Annotated in this window: 1 protein-coding gene; it reads right to left on the bottom strand. The window is 55.0% G+C overall.

The features are described from left to right. A partial coding sequence (locus tag NCR93_RS31875) for an isocitrate dehydrogenase kinase/phosphatase AceK regulatory subunit (protein ID WP_250532493.1) occupies positions 1-238 on the bottom strand: 238 nt, incomplete at both ends.

Consider the following 238-nt stretch of genomic DNA (forward strand, 5'->3'; position numbering starts at 1 on the left):
GGTTCGTCGTTCTCGATATATTCGGTCGAGATCGCCGGTCGCACGAAGATGAAATCGTTGTTGAAATACGAGCGATGCAGAATCTTGCAACACACGGAATTGAAGAACGTCTCCGCGCATTCGGGCTGCCGGTGCGTCGTCAGCAAGCCGATGTAATGCAGCTTGATCTGCTGCCACACGTCGTCGTCGATGTTCTCGGCGTCGTATTCGTCTTCGAGCGACGTGACGCACTCCGCGA

It is taken from the genome of Caballeronia sp. ATUFL_F1_KS39, from assembly GCF_023630985.1.
GTDB lineage: Bacteria > Pseudomonadota > Gammaproteobacteria > Burkholderiales > Burkholderiaceae > Caballeronia > Caballeronia zhejiangensis.